This window comes from Gordonia sp. J1A (genome assembly GCF_055393515.1).
The window spans coordinates 352680-375610 of sequence record NZ_AP041607.1; the positions used below are offsets into that span (position 1 = coordinate 352680).

Annotated in this window: 20 protein-coding genes and 1 riboswitch; of the genes, 12 read left to right on the forward strand and 8 right to left on the reverse strand. The window is 69.1% G+C overall.

Annotated features, from left to right (window positions below; all coding sequences use genetic code 11):
• Positions 1–69 precede the first annotated feature (69 nt).
• Together ACZ5QD_RS01705 and ACZ5QD_RS01710 are read left to right on the forward strand one after the other, a co-directional pair.
• Positions 70–849: a hypothetical protein gene (locus ACZ5QD_RS01705; RefSeq protein WP_006897213.1), complete on the forward strand. Its 780-nt coding sequence runs from the start codon at positions 70–72 to the stop codon at positions 847–849.
• The gene (locus ACZ5QD_RS01710) at positions 846–2453 is read left to right on the forward strand and encodes a DNA polymerase Y family protein (RefSeq protein ID WP_045537807.1); all 1608 of its coding nucleotides are present in this window, start codon (positions 846–848) and stop codon (positions 2451–2453) included. The genes ACZ5QD_RS01705 and ACZ5QD_RS01710 overlap by 4 nt, the downstream gene beginning before the upstream one ends.
• A gap of 33 nt (positions 2454–2486) precedes the next feature.
• Here ACZ5QD_RS01710 and ACZ5QD_RS01715 read toward each other — a convergent pair whose 3' ends face one another.
• Complete coding sequence (locus tag ACZ5QD_RS01715; protein WP_006897215.1) at positions 2487–3551, reverse strand: alanine racemase; 1065 nt, start codon at positions 3549–3551, stop codon at positions 2487–2489.
• A 33-nt stretch (positions 3552–3584) separates the two neighbouring features.
• A complete protein-coding gene (locus ACZ5QD_RS01720; protein ID WP_062367093.1) occupies positions 3585–5504 on the reverse strand; it encodes an SDR family oxidoreductase in 1920 nt (639 codons plus the stop codon).
• A gap of 146 nt (positions 5505–5650) precedes the next feature.
• Here ACZ5QD_RS01720 and ACZ5QD_RS01725 point away from each other — a divergent pair, with 146 nt between their 5' ends.
• Together ACZ5QD_RS01725 and nagB are read left to right on the forward strand one after the other, a co-directional pair.
• Positions 5651–8941, forward strand: coding sequence for an error-prone DNA polymerase (locus ACZ5QD_RS01725; protein ID WP_045537815.1), 3291 nt, complete (start codon positions 5651–5653; stop codon positions 8939–8941).
• A gap of 75 nt (positions 8942–9016) precedes the next feature.
• Entirely contained in the window at positions 9017–9766 is a 750-nt protein-coding gene (gene nagB / locus ACZ5QD_RS01730; protein ID WP_006897218.1) for a glucosamine-6-phosphate deaminase, read from the forward strand.
• Here the strand turns inward: nagB and ACZ5QD_RS01735 are convergent.
• Positions 9763–10917: a citrate/2-methylcitrate synthase gene (locus ACZ5QD_RS01735; RefSeq protein WP_062367090.1), complete on the reverse strand. Its 1155-nt coding sequence runs from the start codon at positions 10915–10917 to the stop codon at positions 9763–9765. The genes nagB and ACZ5QD_RS01735 overlap by 4 nt on opposite strands.
• Positions 10918–10971: 54 nt before the next feature.
• On the opposite strand from ACZ5QD_RS01735, the gene ACZ5QD_RS01740 reads away from it, so the two are divergent.
• On the forward strand, positions 10972–12036 hold the full coding sequence (locus tag ACZ5QD_RS01740; protein WP_062367089.1) for a citrate synthase: 1065 nt from the start codon (positions 10972–10974) through the stop codon (positions 12034–12036).
• Positions 12037–12073: 37 nt separating this feature from the next.
• On the opposite strand, the gene ACZ5QD_RS01745 is transcribed toward ACZ5QD_RS01740, so the two are convergent.
• The gene (locus ACZ5QD_RS01745; protein WP_006897221.1) at positions 12074–12538 is read right to left on the reverse strand and encodes a tRNA (cytidine(34)-2'-O)-methyltransferase; all 465 of its coding nucleotides are present in this window, start codon (positions 12536–12538) and stop codon (positions 12074–12076) included.
• 303 nt (positions 12539–12841) lie between these two features.
• Between ACZ5QD_RS01745 and ACZ5QD_RS01750 the strand changes: the two genes are divergently transcribed.
• A complete protein-coding gene (locus ACZ5QD_RS01750; RefSeq protein ID WP_197462922.1) occupies positions 12842–13012 on the forward strand; it encodes a hypothetical protein in 171 nt (56 codons plus the stop codon).
• Between the two features lie 28 nt (positions 13013–13040).
• On the opposite strand, the gene ACZ5QD_RS01755 is transcribed toward ACZ5QD_RS01750, so the two are convergent.
• Positions 13041–13415, reverse strand: coding sequence for a PASTA domain-containing protein (locus ACZ5QD_RS01755; protein ID WP_231650278.1), 375 nt, complete (start codon positions 13413–13415; stop codon positions 13041–13043).
• Positions 13416–13507: 92 nt separating this feature from the next.
• Complete coding sequence (locus ACZ5QD_RS01760; RefSeq protein ID WP_062367087.1) at positions 13508–14845, reverse strand: cytochrome P450; 1338 nt, start codon at positions 14843–14845, stop codon at positions 13508–13510.
• Positions 14846–14966: 121 nt separating this feature from the next.
• On the opposite strand from ACZ5QD_RS01760, the gene ACZ5QD_RS01765 reads away from it, so the two are divergent.
• The 4 genes from ACZ5QD_RS01765 to ACZ5QD_RS01780 are packed head-to-tail and all read left to right on the forward strand — an operon-like array spanning position 14967 to position 17267.
• Positions 14967–15575 carry a TetR/AcrR family transcriptional regulator gene (locus ACZ5QD_RS01765; RefSeq protein ID WP_006897226.1) on the forward strand — a complete coding sequence of 203 codons (609 nt, stop codon included), beginning with the start codon at positions 14967–14969 and terminating at the stop codon, positions 15573–15575.
• A gap of 43 nt (positions 15576–15618) precedes the next feature.
• A complete protein-coding gene (locus ACZ5QD_RS01770; protein WP_006897227.1) occupies positions 15619–16485 on the forward strand; it encodes a bifunctional methylenetetrahydrofolate dehydrogenase/methenyltetrahydrofolate cyclohydrolase in 867 nt (288 codons plus the stop codon).
• Positions 16485–16847 (forward strand): DUF3017 domain-containing protein, encoded by a 363-nt coding sequence (locus ACZ5QD_RS01775; protein WP_278126704.1) that lies wholly within the window; start codon positions 16485–16487, stop codon positions 16845–16847. The genes ACZ5QD_RS01770 and ACZ5QD_RS01775 overlap by 1 nt, the downstream gene beginning before the upstream one ends.
• 42 nt (positions 16848–16889) lie before the next feature.
• The gene (locus ACZ5QD_RS01780) at positions 16890–17267 is read left to right on the forward strand and encodes a nuclear transport factor 2 family protein (protein ID WP_346075999.1); all 378 of its coding nucleotides are present in this window, start codon (positions 16890–16892) and stop codon (positions 17265–17267) included.
• Between the two features lie 23 nt (positions 17268–17290).
• Here ACZ5QD_RS01780 and metX read toward each other — a convergent pair whose 3' ends face one another.
• Together metX and ACZ5QD_RS01790 are read right to left on the reverse strand one after the other, a co-directional pair.
• The gene (metX, locus tag ACZ5QD_RS01785; RefSeq protein ID WP_412475608.1) at positions 17291–18451 is read right to left on the reverse strand and encodes a homoserine O-acetyltransferase MetX; all 1161 of its coding nucleotides are present in this window, start codon (positions 18449–18451) and stop codon (positions 17291–17293) included.
• A 48-nt stretch (positions 18452–18499) separates the two neighbouring features.
• Positions 18500–19810, reverse strand: a complete 1311-nt coding sequence (locus ACZ5QD_RS01790; RefSeq protein ID WP_412475609.1) for a bifunctional o-acetylhomoserine/o-acetylserine sulfhydrylase — start codon at positions 19808–19810, stop codon at positions 18500–18502.
• 66 nt (positions 19811–19876) lie between these two features.
• Positions 19877–19991, reverse strand: a riboswitch (SAM riboswitch).
• 364 nt (positions 19992–20355) lie between these two features.
• Between ACZ5QD_RS01790 and ACZ5QD_RS01795 the strand changes: the two genes are divergently transcribed.
• Both ACZ5QD_RS01795 and ACZ5QD_RS01800 read left to right on the forward strand, forming a co-directional pair.
• A complete protein-coding gene (locus ACZ5QD_RS01795; protein WP_006897232.1) occupies positions 20356–21573 on the forward strand; it encodes an NADP-dependent isocitrate dehydrogenase in 1218 nt (405 codons plus the stop codon).
• Between the two features lie 94 nt (positions 21574–21667).
• A complete protein-coding gene (locus ACZ5QD_RS01800) occupies positions 21668–22927 on the forward strand; it encodes an MFS transporter (RefSeq protein ID WP_231650279.1) in 1260 nt (419 codons plus the stop codon).
• Positions 22928–22931: the final 4 nt, after the last annotated feature.

Below are 22931 nucleotides of genomic sequence, written 5' to 3' on the forward strand. Positions count from 1 at the left end.
ATCTTCCCTGCCGCTTCGGACGAGAGGTGAGAACACGGGCGCAAGCCCGGAACGACGAGGGGAAGCGCCATGAATGCAGCGGAGAAGGCCGAACTGGAACACCTGCGTCGCAAGCTGAGCCGGCTGTCCGGCCAGTCGGGCGCTCGTGCGGGAACGGCCTCGGGAGTGGTGTCGTCGGGAGTGATCGCCGTGCCGGAGTCCGTGGCGTCGTTGTTTCCGAAGCGCGGGCTCCCGCGTGGCTCGGTGGCCGCGGTGTCCGGTGCTTCGGTGGTGCCGATGTCGATCATCGCCGAGGCGAGTCGGACGGGGGCCACGGTGGCTCTGGTCGGGCTGCCGCGACTCAATCTGGCCGCGGCGGTGGAGATGGGGGCGGATCTGAGCCGGATCGCGGTGGTCGCCGAGCCGGGAGCCGATCGACTGGAGGTGGCTGGGGTGCTGCTGGACGGAATGGACCTGGTGGTGCTGGGATTCGAGGATCGACTGGGTCCGACGGGGTCGTCGGTGGCACCGGCCCGAGCCCGGGTGCTCGGGGGCCGGGCGAGGAAGCAGTCGTCCACGCTGCTGGTCCTCGGTGACTGGCCGGGGACGGCCACGCGTGTGCAGGGGCGAGTGCGGGAGTACCGGCATCTGCCGGTACGGCGAAGCGGATACGGCCGCATCGGGGGTTTTCGGGTGGAAGTTCAGGTGTCGGCGCCGGGGGCTCGCCCAGTGAGCGACGTGTTCGACCTCGTGGTGCCGGGACTGGGAGAAGAAGGAGTGATGCGGCTGGTCCGGCCGACGATGCCGAAGGCGGGGTCAGGTGCAGAACACGGGGCCCGGGTGCCGGCGGCGCTGGCGGTGGCGAATTGACCGCCGATTCTCCCGGCAGGCGAGTGCTGGCACTGTGGTGTCCGGACTGGCCGACGACGGCGGCCGCCGCGGCGGCCGGGCGAGTTCCGGGCGATCCGGTGGCGGTGCTGCGGGCGGGACGAGTGGAGGCGTGTTCGCATGCGGCCCGCGTCGACGGGGTGAGACGGGGGATGCGCAAACGGCAGGCGCAGTCGTCGTGTCCGCGGCTGACCGTGTACGACGCCGACCCGGCACGCGATGGGAGATTGTTCGAGCCGGTGGTGGCGGCGGTGACCGGCGTGGTCCCGATGACCGAGGTGCTGCGGCCGGGACTGCTGGTGGTGGCCGCCGATCGTGCGGCGCGCTTCTTCGGCGGGGAGGAGCAATTGGCCGAACGGCTCACCGATGCGGTGGCCGAGGTCGGCAGGGGCCGCGACGCAGATGGTCTCGGAAGGACGGTGGTCGGGGGAGTCACGGCCAGAGTCGGGGTGGCCGATGAGCTGTTCACCGCGGTGCTCGCCGCGAGATCGGGGCAGACCGTCCCGCCGGGGACGGATGCCGCCTATCTCTCGGCGAGGCCGGTCGCCGACCTGGTGGCAGAACCCGCGCTGAACGGCCCGGGACGTGAGGATCTGGTGAGTCTGTTGTGGCGCTTGGGGATTCGCACCCTGGGCGCCTTCGCTGCGATGGATCCCGCGGATATCGCATCACGTTTCTCCGGCGATGCGATCACCGCGCATCGGCTGGCCCGAGGTCTGCCGGGCCGGCGGCCCAGCCGGGCACCGATCCCGCCGGGTTTGGCGGTGGAGCACAGCTGTGATCCGCCGGTCGATCGGATCGACGCCGCGGCCTTCCTGGGACGGCGAATGGCGCAGGAGCTGCACGAGCGACTGTCCGCAGCCTCGCTGGCCTGTATGCGACTGACGATTCACGCGTTCACGGAGCGAGGGCAACGGCACTCACGGACCTGGCGATGCGTGGAGCCGCTCACGCCGGAGGCCACTGCCGACCGTGTGCGCTGGCAGCTGGAGGGGTGGCTGACCGGCCGGGCCGGCAGCGTCGAAGCGCCTGACTCACCGGTCGTCCGACTGGTGCTGGAGCCGGTCGAGGTGGTGAATCCGGGAACGCTGCAGTCGGCGCTGACGGGCGCCGGGCTTCCGGGCGACACCGGTGGCGGTCTCGGCGATCAAGCACGTCGGGCTCTGGTCCGGGTCCAAGGGCTGCTCGGCGGCGAGTCGGTGCGGGTGCCGGTGCGCAGCGGTGGTCGGGGACCGGCCGAGCAGGTGGCGCTGGTGGCCTTCGGCGACGAACTGCGACCGCCGCGCGATCCGGCGGCCGCCTGGCCGGACCGCCTTGCCCGGCCGACGCCCTCGCTGCTGGTGCAGGCCACAGCGGAGGTCCTCGACGCCGAGGGGCGGTCGGTCGCCGTGAGTCCGCGCGGTGCGTTCAGTGCGGAGCCGGTGACCGTGCGGCTCGGGGCGCGGTCGCATCGTCTGCACTGGTGGGCGGGACCGTGGCCGTTCGGTCCGGGGAACGCTCGGGCACAGGCACTGCTGGAAGACGGCCGCGCACTGCTGCTCTGCTGCCGGGAGGCGGTGTGGGTTGTGGAAGGAGTCTATGAGTGAGGCGAACCCGTTCCGGCGATCCCAGAGGAGGACTCAGCTGTTCGCGCCACGCGCCGCGACCGGCCATGATTCGAGTTCACCGTACGGGTCCGGACCGGCGAACAGTTCGTCGACCAGGTTCACCGCGGTACAGACGTGGTTGGGTATCACCCGTACCCGGTCGCCCACCTCGGGCACGACGGCAGCCGGTGGGAACTCGGCGACGGCATGATGCTCGGACAGCGAGACGAGACGGGCGTCGAGATGATCGGCGAGCCGGCCGAAACCGGTGGTCCAGCCGGGGCGGTCCGCCCCGAGGATCTTGCTGCCGGCGTCGAGCACCACCCGGGAGCCGGATGCGCTGACCACCGTGGACACCGCGGTCAGTGCGATGTCGTCGATACCGCAGCTGCCGAGTTCCAACTGCTGGGCGTCGTTGAAGACGTAGACGCCCGGACGCAACTCGGTGACCACGCCGGGATCGGCGAGTCGTGCGGTCGGCGTCGACCCTCCGCTCACCACGGAGACGTCGATACCGTTGTCGCGCAGAGCGTTCGCAGCGACGGCCAGGGATCGGGCCTCCTGCTCCGCGGCGTCGGCTCGCGCTGTGTCGAGTCCGTAGCCGTGGCCGGGGAAGGTGAAGACACCGGCCACGGTCAGTCCCGCGTCGCGAGCCGCGTCGGCGACCGAGACCACGCTATCGGCGGGTACACCGCTGCGGTGCATGCCCGAATCGATCTCCACGAGCACTCCGACGGGAGCGCCGCCGAGTCCTTCGGCGAGACGGCGCACGCCCTCGACGGAATCGGCACCGACGGTCAGCGTCACCCGACCGGCGAGTGCACGCAGGCGGCGGGCCTTGTCCTCCGACAACCACAGCGGATAGGCGACGAACAGATCGTCGAACCCGGCGTCGGCGAAGACCTCCGCCTCGCCGATCGTCGCGACGGTGAGTCCGACGGCACCGGCGGCGAGCTGCCGCTGCGCGACCCGAACGCACTTGTGCGTCTTGGCATGTGGTCGCAAGCGCACGCCGTGCCGTTCGGCCCACCCGGCCATCGCGGCGAGATTGCGGTCGAGGCGAGCGGGATCGACGTGCAGGAACGGAGTGTCGGGCATACCTGATGGTGGCATGGACGACGGCTTTCGTCGTCAGCCGGTGCGGCCGAGCGCGGCGTCGGACTCCTCATGCAGAAGGAAGTCCTGATGGAGCAGCCGGTTGGTGAGCCGCGGTGCGGCGTGATGACCGAAATCGATGAGGTCGCCGAGTAGCGTGTTCACCCGCTTGGGGCGCTCGACGATCGCGTGCAGCACCCGGTGGGCGGCCTTGTCGACGCTCCAGATCCCCCGAGCGCTGTCGTAGGCGTTGGTCGGAACGATCATCCGCGTTCGGGTCAACGGGATGCGCACATTGCTGAACGTGACGTGATCGGAGAGGGTCTCGGCACCGGTGGCGTCGCTGAACGCCTCCAGTGCGGCCTTCGACGCGGCGTACGCGCCGAATCGTGGTGCGCGGCTTTGGACTTCGATCGAGGACACGTTGACGATATGTCCGGACTGCCGCTCGATCATGTGCGGCAGCAGGGCGAGCGTGAGATAGACGGCGCCGAAGTAGTTGACGGCCATCATCCGGTGATAGTCGTGCGACCTGGTCACCGCGTTCGCGGTCGCCCGTCGGATGGACCGGCCTGCGTTGTTGACCAGCACGTCCACATGGCCGTGCTCGCAGATCACCGACTTCACAAGGGTCTGCACCGCGGCCTCATCGGTGATGTCGACGGGATAGGCGTACGCGCGTCCGACGGGCAGCCCGGGTTTGGGAACCTCCGCGTCGAGTTCGGCGGCGGTCTCGATCAGCCGATCGGCGTCGCGGGCCACCAGGAAGACGTTGGCGCCGCGCCGCACGCACATGCGGGCGGTCGCGCGGCCGATTCCCGACGACGCCCCGGTGATCAAGATGTTCTTGCCGACCAGCGGGCCCCGCGAATCGTTGCGGCGGTGACGGGCCGGATCGAGATTCTCGTACCAGTACCGCCACAGTCGGGGTGCGTACTCGTCCAGATCGGGCAGTCTCACACCGAGCGTGTCGAGTTCGGCGGCGGTCGCGTCGCTGCGGAACACCACGGGAAGGGAGGCGACGTCGAGGATCGCGGGTGGGACGCCGGTCTGTTCGGCGATCAGGTCGCGGCCGGGCCGCAGCAGTCCGCGACCGCTGGCGGCCAGCATCGGCCTCACCAGCCCCGAAGGCAGTGCGGTGAAGGCCCACGGTCCGTCGAAGGCCGGTGACAGGGCGTTGAACAGGTCGGTGATCGAGCGTGGGTCGGGGTCGGCGAGATGGAACACGAGCCCGCTCCGGCCGTCCTGCACATCGATCAGCGCGACCATCGCCTCGGCGACGAAGTCGACGGGGACGACGTTGAGGGGCCCCGGATCGGGGATCGGCAGCGGCAGGAACGAGGGCAGCTGACTGAGCACGGCGAGGTGACCGAAGAAGTAGTAGGGGCCGTCGGCCCTGTCGACCTGTCCGGTGACGGAGTCGCCGACGACGGCCGACGGCCGATACACCCGCCAGCGCAGGCCCTCGGTCTCCCGCACGACGCGCTCGGCGTCGAACACGGTGCGGTGGCATTCGGTCGGCAGGCCTTGGCCGAGGTCGAAGTCGGTCTCGGTGAAGTCGCCGCGATGGTCGCCGGCCACCGCGATCGAGGAGAGATGGTGCAGGAGCGCGCCGCGGGCGAGAGCGAACTCGGCGACCCTTCGGGTGCCGTCGACGTTGACCGCCCGCAGGTCGGCCTCCTCGGCGGTGAGGTCGTGCAGTGCGGCCAGGTGGATCACGTGGTCGACCTCGTCGACGTCGGATCCGTGCAGGCCGAGGTCTTCGTGTGTGAGGTCGCCGGCGACGGCGACGACGCGGTCGCCGCCGTCGATCCCCTCCATGGCGGCGGCGAATCGCTGCAGTGATCCGGTGCGCACGAGCGCGTACACCCGGGCCTGCTCGTCGCGGGCCAGCAGGCGCGCGACGACTCGACGGCCGATGAAGCCGCTGCCGCCGGTCACGAAATAGCTCGTCACCGACCCAGAGTCTCACAGAGAGATACCGATGTGAATGATTGACAGCGGTAATTCGTGCGTCGGTCCGGTCTCTGGCACGCGTCTGGGGTGTGGCCGGGGCGGGCCACGGCAAGGCAGATATCGAACATATGTTCTATCATCGGTGTGTGGGATGGAACAACGGGCCTCCGACCTGGTCGGAGATGGAGCGAGTGCTGTCGGGGCGTGCGCCTGCGCGCGGCGACCGGCTCGGTGAGACGTTTCCGCCCACGTTCAACGGCGCGGGGCCGCCGGGGGACGGCGGCGATTCGCCGGCATGGTCGCGTAAGCGGGGCCCGTACCAGGCCACCGACATCGAGTTCGGCGCATCGACGGTGCCGTACGCCGAGTTGCACGCGCACAGTGCCTACAGCTTCCTCGACGGCGCGTCGATGCCCGAGGCCATGGTCGAGGAGGCGCAGCGGCTGGGGCTGCGCGGGCTCGCGCTGACCGATCACGACGGCTTCTACGGTGTCGTCCGATTCGCCGAAGCGGCCCGCGAGTTCGGCATGCCGACGGTGTTCGGCGCCGAACTCTCGCTGCAGCGAGACAGTGCCCGCGCCGGTGCGGTGGACCCGCCGGGGGAGCACCTGTTGGTCCTCGCACGCCGCGCCGAGGGCTACCGCCGGCTCTCCCGTGTCATCGCCGACGCGCATATGAGCGGTGGCGAGAAGGGGCTGTTGCGCTACGATGCCGACGCGATCACCGAGTACGCCGCCGACGGCGACTGGCTGGTTCTGACCGGGTGCCGCAAGGGTGCGGTGCGCCGGGCGCTCGACCGCGGCGGCCGGCGGGCCGCCGACACCGCGCTCGGGACGATGATCGACCGTTTCGGGGCCGGGAACATCGCCGTCGAGCTGAGCCCCGGTGCCGGGTCGGACGACGACGAACGCAATGCGATTCTGGCGTCACTGGCCGCATCCCATCGGGTGCCGACAGTCGCGACCACTGGCGCGCACTTCGCCGCGCCGGAGAACGGCCGACTCGCTACGGCGATGGCGGCGGTGCGCGCCCGGACCGATATCGCGACCATCGACGGCTGGATGCCCGGGGTGGGCGGGGCGCACCTGCGCAGCGGAGACGAGATGCTCCGGCTGATGCCCGCCCACCGTGAAGCCATCGACAACGCCGTCGCCTTCGCGGAGGAATGCGCCTTCTCGCTCGGGCTGATCGCCCCGAACCTGCCGCCCTTCGCCGTCCCCGACGGCCACACCGAGGCCAGTTGGCTCCGCGCACTCACCGAACGGGGAGCCCGCGAGCGTTACGGCACCAGGGAGCAGCGTCCCGACGCGTACCGGCAGATCGACCACGAGCTGGCGATCATCGAGACGCTGACCTTCCCCGGCTACTTCCTCGTGGTGCACGACATCGTCTCGTTCTGCAAGGACAACGACATCCTGTGTCAGGGCCGGGGCAGCGCGGCGAACTCGGCGGTCTGCTACGCGCTCGGGATCACCAACGTCGACCCGGTCGCCAACCATCTGCTGTTCGAGCGATTCCTCTCACCCGAGCGGGACGGTCCGCCGGACATCGACGTCGACATCGAGTCCGACCGCCGTGAGGAGGCGATCCAGCACGTCTACGCCAAGCACGGGCGCAGTCACAGCGCACAGGTCACCAATGTCATCACCTACCGCGGGCGGTCGGCCGTGCGCGATATGGCCCGGGCGCTCGGGTACGCCCCCGGACAGCAGGACGCCTGGAGCAAGATCCCCGACTCCGCGCCCGACGACGTCCGCGAGCTCGCCGCGCAGATCTCCTCGCTGCCGAGACATCTGGGGATTCACTCGGGCGGAATGGTGATCTGCGACAGGCCGATCGCCGACGTCTGCCCCACCGAATGGGCCCGGATGGAGAATCGCAGCATCCTGCAGTGGGACAAGGACGACTGCGCGGCGGTCGGCTTGGTGAAGTTCGATCTGCTGGGCCTGGGCATGCTGTCGGCACTGCACTACATGATCGATCTCGTCGCCGAGCACAAGGGCGTGCGGGTGGATCTGGCACGGCTCGACCTGGCCGAGGAGGCCGTCTACGACATGCTGTGCCGCGCCGATTCGGTCGGCGTCTTCCAGGTGGAGTCACGGGCGCAGATGGCGACCCTGCCGCGGCTGAAGCCGCGGAACTTCTACGACCTCGTCGTCGAGGTGGCGTTGATCCGGCCGGGGCCGATCCAGGGCGGTTCGGTGCATCCGTACATCCGCCGGCGCAACGGGCTGGAGGAGCCGCACTGCGATCATCCGTCGATGGAGGACGCACTCGGGCGCACCCTCGGCATTCCACTGTTCCAGGAGCAGCTGATGCAGGTGGCGCGCGATGTCGCGGGTTTCGGCGCCGCGGAGGCCGACCAGTTGCGTCGTGCGATGGGATCCAAACGGTCGCCGGAGAAGATGCAGCGGCTCCGCACACGGTTCTACGACGGGATGCGCGAGAGACACGGCATCACCGGCGACCTCGCCGACCGCATCTACGAGAAGATGGCAGCGTTCGCGAATTTCGGTTTCCCGGAGAGTCATTCGCAGAGTTTCGCGTCGCTGGTCTTCTACTCCGCGTGGTTCAAACTCCATCACCCGGCGGCGTTCTGCGCGGCGCTGCTGCGCGCCCAGCCGATGGGCTTCTACTCGCCGCAGTCGCTGGTCGCCGATGCCCGGCGGCACGGCGTCCAGGTGCACCGACCGGATGTGAACTCCTCGCTCTCCCACGCGAGTCTGGAGAACGACGGGCTCGACGTGCGGATCGGCCTGAGTGCGGTGCGCGGACTGTCCGACGACCTCGCGACGAGGATCGTCGAGGAGCGGACCTCCGGCGGTCCGTTCGTCTCGGTGGCGGATCTGTCCCGGCGTGTGAATGCGACGACGGCGCAGCTGGAGGCTCTCGCGACCGCGGGCGCGTTCGAGAGCCTCGGTCTGGATCGCAGACAGGCGCTGTGGGAGGCCGGTGCCGCCTCGGGACTGCGCGACGACCAGCTCGACGTGCCGCCACCGCGGGCGACCCCGACGCTGCCCGGCATGTCGGAGGTGGAACTCACGGCCGTCGACGCGCTCTCCACCGGCATCTCACCCAAGTCCTATCCCACCGAATACCTGCGGCCCCGGCTCGATGCGATGGGTGTGGTCCCGGCCGCCCGGCTGCTGTCGGTGGCCGACGGCAGCCGGGTGCTGGTCGGGGGAGCGGTGACGCATCGGCAGCGGCCGGCCACCGCTTCGGGTGTCACGTTCGTGAACCTCGAAGACGAGACCGGCATGGTGAACGTGGTGTGTTCGGTGGGGTTGTGGGCACGCTATCGGTCACTGGCGCAGACGGCGTCGGCGTTGCTGATCCGGGGCCGGGTGCAGAACGCGGAGGGAGCGGTGACCGTCGTCGCCGATCGGCTGCAGCGACTGGATCTGAAAGTGGGAACGCGGTCTCGGGACTGGTGCTGACGACTCGCCGCACCACCGGCCGAATCGGGATATCGTCGCGGTGACGACGGAGGCGCACAGAGAGCGGGGAGACGCATGGAGGTCGTGATCGTCGATCGTCCGGAGCTGGTGATGGCCGACATCATCGCCGAGGCGATCGAAGGCGGTGCATCGACGCTCGGCCTCGCGACCGGATCGTCGCCGCTGGCCACCTACACCGAGCTGATCCGCAGGCACCGCGAGAACGGGCTGTCGTTCGCGGGCGTCGACGCGGTACTGCTCGACGAGTACGTCGGGCTTCCGCCCACGCACCCGGAGTCGTACGCCCGGTTCATCCGCGACAACTTCACCGATCACATCGACATCGGCACGGTGCACTCGCCGGACGGCATGGCTCCCGATTTCAAGGCCGCCGCCGAAGCCTACGACGCGCTCATCGGCCGCCTCGGCCCGGTGGACGTGCAGATCCTCGGCATCGGCAGCAATGGGCACATCGGATTCAACGAACCGTCGTCGTCACTGACCTCACGCACCCGGATCAAGACGCTGACCGAGAAGACCAGGCAGGACAACGCCCGATTCTTCGACTCGTTCGACGAAGTGCCGATGCACGTGATCACCCAGGGGCTCGGCACCATCTGCGATGCCGAACGGCTCGCGCTGGTCGCCACCGGCGAGGGCAAGGCGGACGCGATCGCGGCGGCGGTGGAGGGACCGCTGTCGGCGTCGTGCCCGGCATCGATCCTCCAGTGGCATCGTCACGCGACGGTGGTGATCGATCCCGCGGCCGCGAGCAAGCTGGCCGACGCCGACTACTACAAGTACGTCTACGCCCACAAGCCTTAGGCGTCCGCAGTGGTTCGCGAACTCGCGGTGCGGCTCGGCTCCGGTCCCACGTAGCGGGCCACCGGACGGATGATCTTGCGCTCGGCGGCCTGTTCGAGGATGTTCGCGGTCCAGCCGACGATTCGCGCGACGCCGAAGGTCGGCGTGAACATCTCCGGCGGCAGACCGACCTCGCTCATCAGCACACCGGCGTAGAACTCGACGTTCGCGTACAGTCGCCGACCGGGCTTGAATTCGTTGATCGCGGTTTCGATCTCGGCCTCCACCGCGGCCGCCTGCCGGACCAGGGGTGAGTCGTAGCGCGTGGTGACCACCTCTTTCAGCAGTTCGGCGCGGGGGTCGTGCGTGCGGTAGACGGCATGACCGAAGCCCATGATGACCTCGCCGCCGGCCACCTTTCCCCGCACCCAGTCCCGGGTGTTCGACGGATCGCCGATCTCCTCGAGCGCCGCCAGCGCCCGTCCGGGCGCGCCGCCGTGCAGCGGGCCGAGAAACGCACCGAGCGCGCCCAGGATCGACGATGTCATGTCCGACCCCGATGAGGCGACCACGCGCCCGGCGAACGTCGAGGCGTTGAAGCCGTGGTCGATGGTGGTCACGAGGTAGGTCTGCAGGGCGCTGACGGCGTCGTCGGCGGTGTTCCCGGTCGCCATCCGCAGGTAGTCGGCCGTGTGTCCGGCGGCGGGGTCGGCGTCGACGACGTCGAGTCCGCGCGCGAGCCGGTGCGCGGCGGCGATCACGGTGGGAGCGATGGCCGCGTAGCGCAGCGCGGCGTGGATGCGGTCGGCTTCGGGCAGGTCGAACAGCGGGCGTTCGGTGATCCCCGCCGTCGCCAGTGCCACGCGCAATGCCGCCAACGGCTCCACATCGGGGGTGACGACGCTGCGCAGCAGATCGACGGTGGTGCCGTCGAGGACGCGGAGTTCACCGATGCGGCGCGCGAACCGCTCCGACGCCGCCGCGTCGGGAAGCTCGCCGTAGATCATCAGATGCCAGACGTCCTCGAAGCGCGCCGTGCGCGCCAGCTCCGTCGCGTCGTACTGCCGGTAGTGGTAGAAGCCCTCCTCGCCGCGCACGTCGCCGATGGCCGTGTCGGCGACGATCACATTCTTCAGTCCGCGGGGAACGGTGATGGGCGTGCTCTGAGTCATGCGGCCGAGTCTGCGCCCATTGATCAACATCTGCAATGTTGATTGAATCAACCCGTGGACCAGTGGATTACCACGTCGGAGGCGGCGGCCCGGCTCGGAGTCAAGCGCGGGACGCTGTACTCGTACGTCAGTCGCGGCGTCCTGTCCTCGCGGCGGATGCCGGGCCAGTCGGAATCGCTGTTCGACCGCACGCAGATCGACTCCCTGGCCGCCGCCAAGCACGACGGACGCCGGGCGGGCGACCGACTGCTGCGGTTCCGCGCCGTCGCCAGCGGCGTGTCCGCGATCCGCGACGACCGCCTGTACCTGCGGGGCCGTGACCTCGCCGAACTGTGCGCGGAGACCGATTTCGCGGGGGCGGCGAAGTTGGTCCTCGGAGCCTCGTCGGTCGTGACCCCGCCCGACGTCGACGGTTCCGTGGTGTCGGGCGTGCCCGTCGAGCGCCGCATCCCGTTGACGGTGGCGTTGATCGCCGCGGCCGACCCGCTGCGGGCCGATCTGTCGGACATCGGCGACCGCGTCGTGGGACTGCTTCCGCGTCTTGCCGCATCAGTGCCCGAAATCGACTTCACGCACCCGTGGATCGACCTGCTCGCGACCGTTCTGATCGACAACGGGCTCGCCGCGTCGACGACGGCGGCCCGGGTCGCGGCGTCGGCACGCGCCGGGGTGTTCGACGCGCTGCTCGCCGGATACGCGGCGCTGTCGGGTCCGCTGCACGGTGGGGCGCCGGCCACTGCCCGGGTGCTGCTCGACGCGGTGGTCGGCGGGACGGCAGTCGATCGCGCGCTGGCCGACGCGGTGGTCGGAGGCCGTGTGCCGGGGTTCGGGCACGTGATCTACACCGGGGTGGATCCGCGGGCGCGGATCGTGCTCGACCGTGTCCGGGCCGACCGGCCCGACTCGCAGGCCCTGGCTGCGGCCGAGTCGATCGCCCGCCGGGTGGGGCGGCCGATGAACATCGACTTCGCCGGTGCTGTCGTCACCCACGAGCTGGGGCTCCCGGTGCGGTCGGGGGAGGTGCTGTTTCAGTACGGGCGGACGGTCGGGATGGCCGCGCACGCGGTCGAGGAGTACGGCGAGGCGCCGCTGCGGTGGCGAGGCAGCAGGACGGGGTGACGAGTGGGACGTGCCGGACGCGACCTCGTCACCGGCGTCACACCGCGCCGTCGAACCCGTGCTGACGCCACGCCTCGTACAGCGCGACGCTGGTGGCATTCGCCAGGTTCATCGAACGCCGCCCCTCCAGCATCGGGATGCGCAGCCGGTCGGTGATCCGCGGATCGGCGAGGACCTCGTCGGGCAGTCCCGTGGGTTCCGGTCCGAACAACAGCACATCGCCGGTCTCGTAGGCGACGTCGGTGTAGAAGCGGGTGGCGTGGGCGGTGAAGGCGAACACCCGTCGGGGAGCGAGCCGTTCCCACGCGGTGTCCAGGTCCGGGTGGACGGTCACATTGGCCATCTCGTGGTAGTCGAGACCGGCACGGCGCACCTGGGCATCGGTCATGGTGAACCCGAGCGGCTCGATGAGGTGCAGTTCGCAGCCCGTGTTGGCCGCGATCCGAATCGCATTGCCGGTGTTCGGAGGGATGCAGGGCTGGTAGTAGACGATTCGGAACACACGAGGATCCTATGCTCCGGCACCTCGCAAGCCGGAGTCGAGGCACGGGCGCTTGACGCGTCTCGAATGAATGTGCGAGGATGTTGTATCCGCGATTCGCTGGCGTAGACCCTCTCACGGTCCGCCGGAAGCGATCCGCGAATCTCCCGAGGAACTCTGGGTCAAGGATCGGCGCATCGATGCAGCCGAACCACGAGAGCCTCATGAAGTCCGTGACTGGGCCGATATCGGAGCCCCAGACCCATGACATCTCCCGCGACGGCGTGAGCCGTTGCCATCTACCCGAATGCCAGGAGGCATCACATGAACAGCACTATCGACAACAACAACACCACCATCACCTCGATCGCGGGACGGGCCGGGCTCGATCCGAAGCAGACCGTCTGGTTTCAGATCGACGACGCCACCGGCTTCTACGTGACGGTCGAGGAGTTCCTCGCCGTCGCGCGGTCGCAGCAGATGGCCGCCGCCTGACCTCTGTTCGCGGCAGGGACCGGGCGGTTCAGCACAGGCTGGGTTCGCCGATCTTGACGACCGACAGAACGGCGTCGCCCTCACCGATCGGCGTCCCGGGGGACGGAGTCTGAGCGACGACCACCCAGTTCCGATCGCGGATCTGGTGCCGGCCCCTGCCGGTGGCGTCGTTGCTTCGCGAGTAGAAGACACCGGCCCGCTGGATCTCGTTCTGAGCCTCTTGGAGGTTCATGCACACGACGTTCGGCATGATCGCGTTCGCGGCCGAGCTGACTGGTGCCGCAGCGTGCTGGGTATTCATCTCGGTCGTCTCCGGCGCCGTCGCGCCTCCGGCGGAGACGTCGCCGGTGGAACAGCCGACGAGCAGGCCGGCTGCGACGACTGCCGCAACGACACCGGTCACAGAGCGAAACATGGGGCGCCTCTCATTCTGATGAATGGGACGATACCGACTCATATCGGGCGGCGGCGGGGAACCACCCCGCGTCCGCCGCCTCAGATTCGTCGCGACAGCACCACGCGCCCGCCTCGTGCGGGCGCGTACGCGACGCCTCGGGAGTGCCAGCGTTCGCCCTTCGCCGCGGTCGGCTGGACGGTGAACGTGCGCAGCAGTTCTCGGAGCACCACATCCATCTCCATGTGCGCGAACGCTGCTCCGATGCAGCGCCGGGTGCCGCCGCCGAAGGGCAGCCACGCCTGCCCGGGCTTCGCGTCGACGAAGCGCTGCGGGTCGAACCGTGCCGGGTCGGCGAACTGCCGGCTGTCGTCGTGCAGCAGTGAGATGGCCACCACCGCGTTGTATCCCTTGGGGATTCGGTAGTCGCCGAGTTCGAGACCGTCCTCGGCGATGACGTGTCTGCCGAACAGGTCGATCACCGGCCGGCTCCGCTGGACCTCGTGGATCGTCGCGATCCGGAGTGTGTTCTCCTCCGACCGCGCCTCGGCCGCGAGGTCGGCGAGAATCCGCGGGTGCCGGCTCAGACGCTCCATCGCCCACGCGAGCGTGGTCGCGGTGGTCTCATGACCGGCGGCGAGCAGGGTCAGCAGTTCGTCGCGGATCTCCGCGTCGGACATGACCGTGCCGTCGTCGTAGCTGCTCTGCACCATCAGCGCGAGGATGTCGTTGCGCTCGGCGAGGTGGGCGTCAGCGCGGGCCTGAGTGATCAACGGCGAGATGACTGCGTCGTACTCGGCGCGCTCGGCGTCGAATCGGTTGCGCGGGTTGGCCTTTCCTCCCAACCGCGGCAGTTCGGGAAGCGTGGCGAGCCGCGACCCGTTCGTCACCAACGGAGGCATGAGGTCGGCAAGCGCGTCGAGTCCGCTGCCCTGCGCCCCGAACACCGCGCGGAGGATGACGTTCAGCGTGATCCGCATCATCGGCTCGAGCGTCGCGAAGGGACGTCCGACCGGCCAGCGCGACGCCTCCGAGGCGAACTCCTGCGCGACGATCGCCTCGTACTCCTTGATTCGCCGCCCGTGCAGCGGCGGAGTGAGCAGACGCCGCCGGCGCCGGTGCTCGTCGCCGACGAGTGCGAACATCGAACCGCGGCCCAGGGTGCGCCCGAGGTTGGGCCGGACGTTGACGACGGTGTCCGACTTCGCCATGCACAGTTGCTTGGCCATCGCCGGATCGCTGATCAGCACGGTCTCGCCGAAGAACGGAAGGGCCAGCGCGGCGGCGTCGCCGTAGCGGTGCGCGATCCAGCGCAGGGATCGACGTCGGTCGACGAGGAATCCGGCACCCTGCACCGCGCGCGGCAGCCGAGGGCCGGGTGGAAGACGGTGCGGCCCGTCGGCGCGTGTGCGTTCCGGATCGGAGACTTGGAGATCCACGACATCGTCCTTTCTCGGGAGCGGGCACCGGCGGAACGCGGCCGCGTCACCGCCTGGTACCGGTCGGTACCAACGGTACGATGAAGTACCGAACTTGCCAAGGGGACCCGTGAGGTGGGAGATGCCGACGACCGCGCAGGAGAGCCCGACCGTCCGCGGACGGCTGCTCGACGCGATGCGCCAGTGCCTGACCGATCGCGGCTACCAAGCGACCACCATCGCCGACATCGTGCGTGTGGCACGCACGTCGAAACGTTCCTTCTACGCCGAGTTCGCAGACAAGCAGGAGTGCTACGTAGAACTGCTGGGCGCCGTCAACGTGGAACTGCTGGCGGCCATCGAGACGGCCGTCGACCCGGCGTCCGCGTGGCCGGCGCAGGTGCGACAGGCGGTGCACGCATACATCACGGTGTGCGAATCGAATCCCGGCACCACGCGCAGCTGGATTCGGGAATTGCCGGCTCTCGGTGACGCGGCCCGTGCGGTGCAGCTCGCTTCGCTGGAGGCGTTCACGGCTCTGATGGCACGCCTGACCGGCACGGACCGGTTCCACGCCGCGGGCATCCCGCCGATGTCTCGCGAGACCGCGGTGATCGTCTGGGGCGGCATTCGGGAACTCGCGGCATCGACGATCGAACGCGGCCTTCCGCTGAGCTCGCTCGAGGAGCCGGCGGTGGCGGCGTGCGTCGCCCTGGTCGGCGGCACGGCCGCTGCGCGCGCCGTCGACTAGGGGGTACGCGCGATCGGCGGGGATAGTGGAACAATAGAGACCCGTGACGGCGATTCGACTGGACGGCAAACTCACCCGCGACGAGATCTTCACCGATCTGAGCGCCCGCGTGGCGCGGCTCAACGCAGCCGGGATCACTCCCGGACTGGGAACCGTGCTCGTCGGCGACGACCCGGGTTCGCACTCGTACGTGAAGGGCAAGCACTCCGACTGCGCCAAGGTCGGCATCGCGTCGATCCGCAAGGATCTCCCGGCCGACGCGACCACCGAGCAGCTGAACGCCGCGATCGACGACCTCAACGCGGACCCCGCGTGCACCGGCTACATCGTGCAGCTGCCGCTGCCCAAGCACCTCGATGAGAACGCGGCGCTCGAGCGCATCGCACCGGAGAAGGACGCCGACGGTCTGCATCCGATCAACCTCGGCCGCCTCGTGCTCGGTAAGGAGTCGACCCTGCCGTGCACGCCGCGCGGCGTGATCCACCTGCTGCGCCGCTACGACATCCCGCTCGACGGCGCGCGCGTCACCGTGGTCGGCCGCGGCGTCACCATCGGCCGGCCGATCGGCCTGCTGCTGACCCGCCGGAGCGAGAACGCGACGGTCACGCTGTGCCACACCGGTACCCGCGACCTCGCGGCCGAGGTGAGCCGCGCCGACATCGTGGTCGCGGCAGCCGGCGTGCCGCACCTGATCACGGCCGACATGGTGAAGCCGGGTGCCGCCGTCATCGACGTCGGCGTCAGCCGCACCGAGGCGGGACTCACCGGCGACGTGCACCCCGACGTCTGGGAGGTCGCCGGCGCGGTGTCGCCCAACCCGGGCGGCGTCGGTCCGCTGACGCGCGCATTCCTGCTGGCGAACGTCGTCGAGCGCGCCGAAGCTCAGCTGGCGGACCTCGAGAGCAAGTGATGGCGGCCGAGGCGTCCGGGGGTGCCGCGCACGACGGGCCCGTCCCGGTCGACTCGGCACGGGTGGAATCGATGCGCCGTGCCCGCAAGCTGCACGGCTTCATCGCGAACGTGCCCTACTACACCGTTCTGGCGGTGATCGCCGTCGCGGCGCTGCTGGTGCTGATCGACCGTTGGCGCCGCGGGGCATTCGTCTTCGGCTCGGCGATGCTCCTGGGCGCGGTGTTCCGTGCGTTCCTTCCGGCGAATCGCGTCGGCCTCCTGCAGGTGCGCAGCCGCGTCTTCGACATCTGCGCCATGGCGGCGCTCGGCGGCACCGTGCTCTGGCTCGCCACATCGATCGACTCGCTCGGAACCGCATAGCACCTCCGCCGGGTCGGCGCCGGGATGTGTCACGGTTGAGGCATGACCGAATCTGCCGACGCATGCGATCTGTATCGCCGCTGGATCGATGAATTGTGGAACGGGCCGACCGACCGTGAACGTCTCAAGGCGGTCGCCGAGGAACTGGTGAGCGAGGACTTCCTCGGACACTGGCCGAGCGCGGAGGTCGCCGGTCCCGGCAAGCTCGCCGCACTGGTCGACGCCACGAAAGCCACCTACCGGGACCTGGTCTTCGAGGTGGAGGTCGGGCCGTTCGCCGCCGACGGCTACGTGGCCGGGCGGTGGGCAGGTCAGGGTACGACGTCCGACGGCCAGATCTCGTATCTGACGGGCAACGACATCCTGAGCGTCCGTGACGGACGGTTCACCGAGTACTGGGTGGCCTCGACGGAACTGTGAGAGTGAGCGCTGCGGGGTGCGGCTCAGTCCGCCGACCGCCGCAGGCGCGCGACGTCCATCGTCTTCGCGAGGAGTTCCCGGATCGGCTCGAACTCGGTGAGGAATCCGTCGTGGCCGGCGTCGGAGCGGATCACGTGCAGCCCGCCGACGCAGTCGCCGAGCTCGCGGGCGATCTCCTCGAGCTGGTACAGCGGATACAGCCGGTCGGAGTCGATCGCGCCGACGACGGTCGGCACGCTGCATCCGGCCAGGGCCGCCGCGACGCCGCCGCGGTCGCGGCCGACGTCGTGGTTGTTGAGGACATCCGAGAGCACCACGTAGGCGCCCGGATCGAAGCGCCGCTTGAGCTTCTCGGCCTGGTGCTCCAGATAGCTGGCGATGGAGTAGCGGCCGTCGACCAGCGGGTTCTCCTCCCCCTGGGGGCGGTTCTCGAAACGCTGGTCGAGTTCGCGGTCGCTCCGGTAGCTCAGATGCGCGATTCGGCGCGCGATACCCATTCCGATGCTGGGGGAGCGGCCGGTCCCGTAGTAGTCGCCGCCCTGCCACGCGGGATCGGACTTGATCGCCTCGATCTGGGTGGTCTGCGTGCCGATCTGATCGGCGCTGGCGCGTGCGCCCACCGCCAGCACCAGCGCGGCGCCGACCGCGTCGGGGTAGGTGACGGCCCATTCGAGGGCACGGGCACCGCCCATCGAGCCGCCCGCGACGGCGGCCAGCCGGCTGATGCCGAGTGCCTCCAGCGCGAGCGACTCCGACCGGACGAGGTCGCGAACGGTGAGCCGCGGGAAGCGTGACCCCCACGGCCTGCCGTCGGGAGCGAGGGAGCCGGGACCGGTGGAGCCGAAGCAGCCGCCGATCGCGTTCGGCGCCAACACGCACCATTCGTCGGTGTCGACCGCGCAGCCCGGCCCGATCAGTCCGTCCCACCATCCGGTCATCGAGAACTGATCGTCGGCCGGGCCGGCGACGTGCGAGTTACCGGTGAGCGCGTGCAGCGCCAACACGATGTTGTCCCGGGCCGCCGTCGGCGTGCCCCACTTCTGGAAGGCGACGGTGACGTCGGCCAGCGTGGCTCCCGAATCGAGAGTCAGATCGCCGATCGAGACGCTGACCTGAGCTCCGTCCGGACGGGTGGCCCAGTCGGGGTCGCTCACCGTCGTGGCCGGGTCGATACTGACCGACACCTGGCCTCCCTTCAGTGGACGAGACAACGGCAGTGGACGAGACAACGGCTACTTGACTCGCGCTGCCGCGGCGAACCCGGTGGTGAGGTCGGCGAGGATGTCGTCGATGCCCTCGATGCCCACGGCGAGCCGGACCAGACCCGGCGTCACACCGGCGGCCAGCTGCTCCTCCGGGGAGAGCTGGCTGTGCGTGGTGGACGCGGGGTGGATCACCAGCGAGCGGACGTCGCCGATGTTGGCGACATGGCTGTGCAGGGTCAGCGCGTTCACGAAGGCCTTGCCCGCCTCGACGCCGCCCTCGATCTCGAATCCGATGACCGCGCCGGCGCCCTTCGGCAGCAGCTTCTGCGCCCGTTCGTAGTACGGCGACGACTTGAGACCGGCGTACGAGACCGAGGTGACCTGGTCGTTGGCCTCCAAGAACTCGGCCACCTTCTGTGCATTGGAGACGTGGCGCTCCACGCGCAGGCTCAGCGTCTCGATGCCCTGAGCCAGCAGGAAGGCGTTGAACGGGGAGATGGCCGCGCCCGTGTCGCGCAGCAATTGCGTGCGCGCCTTGAGCGCGTAGGCCGGAGCCCCCAGGTCGGCGAAGACGACGCCGTTGTAACTCGGGTCCGGGGTGGTGAAGCCGGGGAACAGGTCTTCACCGTCGCGCTGGACGCGCCAGTCGAAGGTGCCGCCGTCGATGATGACGCCGCCGATCGCGGTGCCGTGACCGCCGATGTACTTGGTGGCCGAGTGCACGACGATGTCGGCCCCGTGCTCGATGGGATTCAGCAGATACGGCGTCGCGACCGTGTTGTCGACGATCAGCGGGAGGCTGTGCGCGTGTGCGACGTCCGCCACTCCGGCGATGTCGAGGACCTGATTGTGCGGGTTCGCGATGGTCTCACCGAACAGTGCGCGGGTGTTGGGCCGGATCGCCGACTTCCACGACTCGAGATCGTCGGGATCGTCGACGAACGAGACCTCGATGCCGAACTTCGGCAGCGTGTAGTGGAAGAGATTGTATGTGCCGCCGTAGATTCGGGGGCTGGAGACGACGTGTCCGCCGGCCTCGACGATGTTCTGAATCGCGTAGGTGGTGGCGGCCTGGCCGGAGGCCACCAAGAGGGCCGCGACGCCGCCGCCGAGAGCCGCGAGGCGCTGCTCGACGGTGTCCTGCGTCGGATTCATGATCCGGGTGTAGATGTTGCCCGGCTCGGCGAGCGCGAACAGGTTCGCCGCGTGGTCGGTGTTGTCGAACACGTACGACGTGGTCTGGTAGATCGGCAGTGCGCGTGTCTTGGCGGTCGCGTCGACTACCTGCCCGGCGTGCACCTGGGTGGTCTCGAAGCTCCAATTCGCGGCGTCAGACATGAGACGTCATTCTCTTTCTTCGGTCGGCGGCCCGGGGCGGGCCTCGTATGTTGGGTCCGACCCTCGGACCCGCGCTTGCTGCGGCGACTTCCGTCGCAGCCAGGTCATCACCCGGAGCACCCCACCGCGGATGGAGGGTTGCCGGTCAGCAAGCCGGGGCTGTGCGCTGACACTCATGACCTGTTGCTGAGGATATATCAACTCGATGCGGCTGTTGAAACGGCTTCACCGCCCCTGGTCGTAAATCTGTCGACTCGGTGGGCGATGTGGTAGGACCGCGCAAAAGCGGCGACCGGTGCGAGCGGTCGGTCTCGGCGCGTCGGCGCTGTGTTCAAGGAGAACTGCTGCCGCACAGGGCATTCGGCGCGGATCTGCGGAGGCGCGGCGGTGCTTGCACGATCGCTCGGTCGCTGAGCTGCTCATGGGATATGCTGGTTAAAACAGTACGCGCGTTCTGTTTGGAGCCCGCCGCGCCGAACGACCGTCCGTATTACGTTTGAGGACGAGTGGCCGGCGGTCTACTGCTGAGGAGGGCACAGAGCCATATGGGCAAGATCAAGGTCGAGGGCACCGTCGTCGAACTCGACGGCGACGAGATGACGCGAATCATCTGGCAGTTCATCAAAGAGAAGCTGATCCACCCCTACCTCGACATCGATCTGGATTACTACGACCTCGGGATCGAGAACCGCGACGCGACCGACGATCAGGTCACGGTGGACGCCGCGCACGCGATTCAGAAGCACGGTGTCGGCGTCAAGTGCGCCACCATCACCCCCGACGAGGCCCGCGTCGAGGAATTCGGTCTCAAGAAGATGTGGCGATCGCCTAACGGCACCATTCGGAACATCCTCGGCGGCACCATCTTCCGGGCTCCGATCCTGATCTCGAACGTGCCTCGGCTGGTACCCGGCTGGACCAAGCCGGTGGTCGTCGGGCGTCACGCCTTCGGCGACCAGTACCGCGCCACCGACTTCAAGGTGCCCTCGGCGGGCACGGTCACCATCACCTACACGCCCGACGACGGAAGCGAGCCGATCGAGCACGAGATCGTCCGAATCCCCGAGTCGGGTGGCGTCGTGATGGGCATGTACAACTTCAACAAGTCGATCGAGGACTTCGCGCGGGCGTCGTTCAACTACGGACTGCAGCGCAACTATCCGGTGTACCTGTCCACCAAGAACACCATCCTCAAGGCCTACGACGGCGCGTTCAAGGACATCTTCGCCGACGTCTTCGAGCGTGAGTTCAAGGCCGAGTTCGATGCCGCGGGGCTGCACTACGAGCACCGGCTGATCGACGACATGGTCGCCTCGTCGCTCAAGTGGGAGGGCGGCTACGTCTGGGCGTGCAAGAACTACGACGGCGACGTCCAGTCGGACACCGTGGCCCAGGGCTACGGCTCGCTCGGACTGATGACCTCGGTTCTGATGACACCCGACGGCCAGACCTGCGAGGCCGAGGCCGCGCACGGTACCGTGACCCGGCACTACCGGCAGCACCAGCAGGGCAAGCCGACGTCGACCAATCCGATCGCGTCGATCTTCGCCTGGACGCGTGGTCTGGACCACCGCGGCAAGCTCGACAACACCCCCGAGGTGCGCGAGTTCGCGGAGAAGCTCGAGGACGTCGTCATCAAGACCGTCGAGTCGGGGAAGATGACCAAGGACCTGGCACTGCTGGTCGGCGGCGACCAGGCGTACCTCACCACCGAGGAGTTCCTGGGCGCCCTCGACGACAATCTGCAGGCCGCGCTGCGGTAGTCCTCTCCTCCGGGTGTCGGAGGTCACCGCGGGTCTGTGGAATGGCGCTCGGCGTGCGGGTGTTGCGCATCGGGTGGACACCGAGACTCAGGACGTGGCGGCATCGTGCGACGGCGAGCATCCGGCTCGGCGGGTGGGCTGGGTGGTCGGAGCACTCGCGCTCGGCGGGTTCGGCATCGGAACCACCGAGTTCGTCGCGATGGGGCTGCTGCCGAACATCGCGTCGAGCCTCGGCGTCAGTGAGCCGACCGCCGGGCACCTGATCTCCGCCTATGCGCTGGGCGTGGTGGTGGGCGCTCCGCTGATCGCGGTGCTCGCGGCCCGGGTGTCGCGACGGACGCTGTTGATCGCACTCATGGTGGCGTTCACTCTCGGCAATGCGCTGAGTCTGGTGGCGCAGAACTATCCGACGCTGATGGCCGCACGCTTCGTCGCCGGGCTGCCGCACGGGGCGTATTTCGGCGTGGCCTCGTTGGTCGCCGCCCACCTCGCCGGCCCCGGCCGCCGTGCGCAGGCGGTGGGGCAGGTGATGATGGGACTGTCGGTGGCCAACGTCCTCGGGGTGCCGGCGGCCACCTGGCTGGGCCAGGCGCTCGGGTGGCGCGCCGCCCTCGCCCTCGTCGTGGTGATCGGTGCTGTGACGGTGCTCGCGCTGTGGCGCGTGGTGCCCGATCTGCGGTCGATGCGCACCACCGATCCCGCCACTGAACTCGGCGGACTCCGCCACGGGCAGATCTGGCTGACGCTGCTGGTCGGCGTGGTGGGATTCGGCGGCTTCTTCGCCTTCTACACGTATCTGAACACCGCGCTCACCTCGCTGGGCGGACTGTCGGAGGCCGCGGTGCCGATCGCGCTGATGCTGTTCGGCGCGGGAATGGTGAGCGGCAATTACCTCGGCGGCCGTCTCGCCGACCGCCTGGGCGACAAGGCCATCGCCATCGGCATGGCGAGCGCAGCGTCGGCGCTGGTGCTGTTCGCGCTCCTGGTGTCCACCGGGTGGCCGGCCGTGATCATGACCTTCTTCGTCGGCTGTTCCGGATCGGCCGCCATCCCCGGGCTGCAGACGCGATTGATGGACGTCGCGCACGATGCGCAGACGATCGCGGCCGCGCTCAACCATTCGGCGCTGAACGTCGCCAACGCTCTCGGCGCATGGGTCGGCGGACTGGTGATCGCCCACGGTCTCGGCTACCGGGCACCGTCACTGGTCGGTGCGGTCCTCGCGGTGGGCGGCGTGCTGGTGCTCGCGGCGGCGGTGGCGGCTGCGCGGCGGTCCGGCGAGGAGATGCCTCAGCGGGAGGTCGCGGTTCCGGTCGGAGACGAGCCCGTGGGCGATGTCCGAAGCGGTCGCTAGGGTG